Source organism: Flavobacteriales bacterium (assembly GCA_013214975.1).
Lineage (GTDB): Bacteria > Bacteroidota > Bacteroidia > DT-38 > DT-38 > DT-38.
In genome coordinates this window covers 1-3,658 of record JABSPR010000087.1, presented here as the reverse complement: position 1 = coordinate 3,658, position 3,658 = coordinate 1, and the positions used below count along the sequence as shown (strand labels likewise).

The 3,658-nt window shown below is 37.2% G+C and carries 3 protein-coding genes; 1 reads left to right on the top strand and 2 read right to left on the bottom strand.

Features of this window, described 5'->3' with window-relative positions; genetic code table 11:
- A partial coding sequence (locus HRT72_03725; GenBank protein NQY66815.1) for a T9SS type A sorting domain-containing protein occupies positions 1-1,389 on the top strand: 1,389 nt, incomplete at its 5' end.
- Positions 1,390-1,394: 5 nt separating this feature from the next.
- Here the strand turns inward: HRT72_03725 and HRT72_03720 are convergent.
- Together HRT72_03720 and HRT72_03715 are read right to left on the bottom strand one after the other, a co-directional pair.
- On the bottom strand, positions 1,395-2,003 hold the full coding sequence (locus tag HRT72_03720; GenBank protein ID NQY66814.1) for a hypothetical protein: 609 nt from the start codon (positions 2,001-2,003) through the stop codon (positions 1,395-1,397).
- A gap of 64 nt (positions 2,004-2,067) precedes the next feature.
- Positions 2,068-3,528 (bottom strand): hypothetical protein, encoded by a 1,461-nt coding sequence (locus HRT72_03715; protein NQY66813.1) that lies wholly within the window; start codon positions 3,526-3,528, stop codon positions 2,068-2,070.
- Between the last annotated feature and the right edge of the window lie 130 nt (positions 3,529-3,658).

Sequence of the window (3,658 nt, the reverse complement as noted above, 5' to 3'; positions counted from 1 at the left end):
TTTGCGAATGTGTGTGCTTTTGGTGTTGGAGCTTGGAGTTACGTAATGGATAATTACACGGATACGTCAGATATCTCAGGAACGGAAGACGCGATGATTAGTGCAGAATTTGATTTCGCCACAAACCCTGATTCATATTTTGGATTTGACCATGCATATGCACGGTACTCACCAGAATATACAGATACACTTACACTCTATTATACTTTGGATTGTGGAGATTCATGGCTTCCCTTTTGGACTCAAGGTGGTGAAGGCTTAGCAACCGCGCCTGATAACATGAATGAATTTATCCCAACAGCTGATGAATGGGATTCGATGATGATATCGTTAGCATTTCTTAATGGTCAATCAAGTGTACATATTGCCATAACCAACCGCAGTGGATGGGGTAACAAATTGTACATAGATAACATTAACATATTCACGCCAGCTATAGTAAATCCTAGCTGGACTGATTTTGCAGGATTGCCTGACACAATTTGCGAAGGAGATATGGTATCCTTTCAAGATTGGTCTTTGAACTACCCTACTTCTTGGAATTGGACATTACCTGGAGGTACTCCGCCTGTATCGACAGATCAAAATCCCGTGGTGCAATATAATGTTGCAGGAGAATATGATGTGGATTTAGCTACATCTAATATAGCTGGTGGTGACAACTGGACATATGTAGATCATATTACTGTTGTTCCATTTGCTAATCTCACAATCTCTTCTGGATCAACAACTATATGCCAAGGAGATGGAATAATATTAACAGCTAGTGGAGGTCAGAATTACAGCTGGAGTTCGGATGGTTATAATGTAATTGGGTATGGCTCGAATTATTTCTCATTCCCAAACCAAACAACTACCTACACTTTGTTTGGCGAGAACTCATTGGGTTGCCAATCTAGCACGCAGATTACAATAATCGTAAATCCATTGCCTGCAGTTCCCACAATTTCTCTTTCAGGAAATGATTTGATGTCGAGCTCATCTGCAAGTTATCAGTGGTTTAGTAGTAGTGTTTCAATACCTGGGGAAATAGCTCAAACCTATATGCCTTTAGTCGATGGAACATACAGCGTTCTGGCAACGGATATAAATGGTTGTACTGCTCTTTCTGCAGATGAGATATTTATACTTACAGAGAGCAAAACAAGAACATCAATTGGTAGTGATGCGGTTAGTATATCTCCAAATCCAGCCAGTGATTACTTGAATATATCGGGATTGAATAACAATGCTACAGTTAAGGTAATTAGCTTGGAAGGTAGACTTGTTATTGATAGTCAATTACAACCAGAACAATCAATTGATGTATCTGGCTTATCGCAAGGCTTGTATACTGTTTCAGTTATTACGAACGGTAATGTAACTAATCACAAAGTGATTATCGAGTAACAAGCTTATTCACATATAAACCTAGTAGAAATAGGTAGGTTCGTTTGAGTTGTGGTATCTGGATTAAACAACATACCACAGAACATTACTTCAAGCGAATCTCCTATTAAAGTTATATATAGATCTTGTTCACCCAAAGGGTAATAACCAGTACCGAAATCCCCGTTGCATACGATTAGCACCTCATCTTCTGAGATGCTCCAATCTAAATATGTTACCGTTCGATAAGTTCTGCTTTCGCTGGGTTTGATTTTAAATCGAATTTGCGTCTGCAAACTAGCTCCTAAGGCATACATATCATAGTAATCTATCGATGTAGAATCGGTAACAGAAGTTGAATCGTAGCAATTGGTTGAGGTGTAACTCGCGTAAAAAGCACCATTGAGTTCTATTGAATTGTAAGCTGGGTCACAATCCGCCACACATTCTCCACAAATACCGCCACAATCCGGACCAGTTTCATCTTGATTTTTCAGACCATCAGAACATGTCGGCTCTATACTCTCTACAAGGGTTACATCCCCTGCATTCTCTTCTTCTTTTTTGCAGCTTGATAGGCATATGCAAAGAGCAAAAAACAAGAATGATGTAAGCTTTAACAATTTAATAAGCATGGATATTATGTGTTATCGAATTCTAAAGTATCGCATATTAGTCGATACACCAAACTGATATCTATTACTTTAGAAATGACTTTTCTAGAAAGTAAAGGTTTTCTAAGCCCTTATACTGAATAGAATCTTCTATATTAAATACATTGATTCCTACCACCTGTGTTTTGCTGTCTTCAGAAACAGCAAGCTTTGTCATTCGCTCAGTTGCCCATTCTACAGAACTACCAACTACACCAAACTCATCCATTCCACTCCTGTATATTAATTCTTGCTGATAGCAAACATTGTATGGCGCTCTAACCAAATTGATCTCCGAACCGGAATTTTCATTTACAATCGTTCTAATTGCCTTCCAATCTTTCGTCTGAATAAAAACATGCTTATTGTATAAATTATTTCCACCCAGAATTGAGAAAACAACCAATATGGAAATAAAAACAACCGTCTTTAATTTCCCTTTCAAAATACTGTTTATACCAAAAGCAATAAAGAATATAAAAACACAACCAAGAGCCATTTGAGTTCTATAAGATGGGAACTTCTCTTCTGATAAAATACCCGAGTAATAACATATGGGAAACACTGCAGCCCATATGATGACTAGTGCGATGTACTTATTTAATTCGAAGTATCGTTTAAACTTATAAACTCCAATAAAAGACAAGCTAACTGTGATTAACACAAAAGGAGTTCTAATAATCCCTGGTAGCATACTAGCCACAGTAGAGCCTGAAAGAATAAAGGGTACATTATAAAACCACAATACTTTATTAAATACATCATCCGTAATTGCGGATCTCCCAACTGGCAATTCGTTAAAACTCTGATAGAACTTAAAGCCTACAATATAGATCATATTCACTGCAACGAATCCGCCAAAGGCCATAACAAACTTCTTATGAATAATTCTAATATTTGGGTTAGACATACTTCTAATGAGCCATGGGAGCATACAAGCTGCCGTACTAGCCTGGTACATGAGTAAGGAAATAAGTATGAGTAATAAAGCTGCACCTATAGTCAGGATTCTTTCTTTACCAAGTTTATTGGATAGAAGAAGCTGTCCAGCAATAAAAGCCATACTAAATGCAATAATAGACGAAATAGTAGATGGCCAAGCGGTGAGGATTTGTGTTGATGGTAAGAATGCAATCAATGTTGTAACTAAAGCTGCATGCCACGCTTTGTTACCTAGCGAAATCAAGAATTCCTTATAAAAAAGCGATAAGTTAAGAATCAAAAACAACAGAGCGATCAAGCGGATTTTCCATAACCCGATTACATCATGAGCCCAGGTAAATAAAAATTTCACAATATGCCCTTGGAGTGGTCTGCCTTGTGTTAGAGCAGAAACTGTCCAATCGTTATCAAAGCGACTTTCCCATAAGGCAAAGTAGTCGTCAGAAAAACCAAATTCTAAGAATAAAATTGGGGTATAAAGAAGTAGTGTTGCTGGAAGGGTTAATAGCAGAAAAGCACGATAGTTACTATTTACAGAAAGCCAATTTGAAATAATGTTTTTCAAAAGAATCGAATTTGGTTAACGCTTCCCTTTTTTTCTTTTCTTGTACATTTTCTCGTTCTTATCAATATCTTCAACTATTGATTTCCAATCGTAAGATTTTTCTTCTGTACTCCCCTTAGTGAACTGATAA

What these genes read in the sequence shown, in the direction of transcription:
- HRT72_03720 (NQY66814.1), bottom strand. Translation starts at nt 2,003, where the DNA reads ATGCTTATTAAATTGTTAAAGCTTACATCATTCTTGTTTTTTGCTCTT.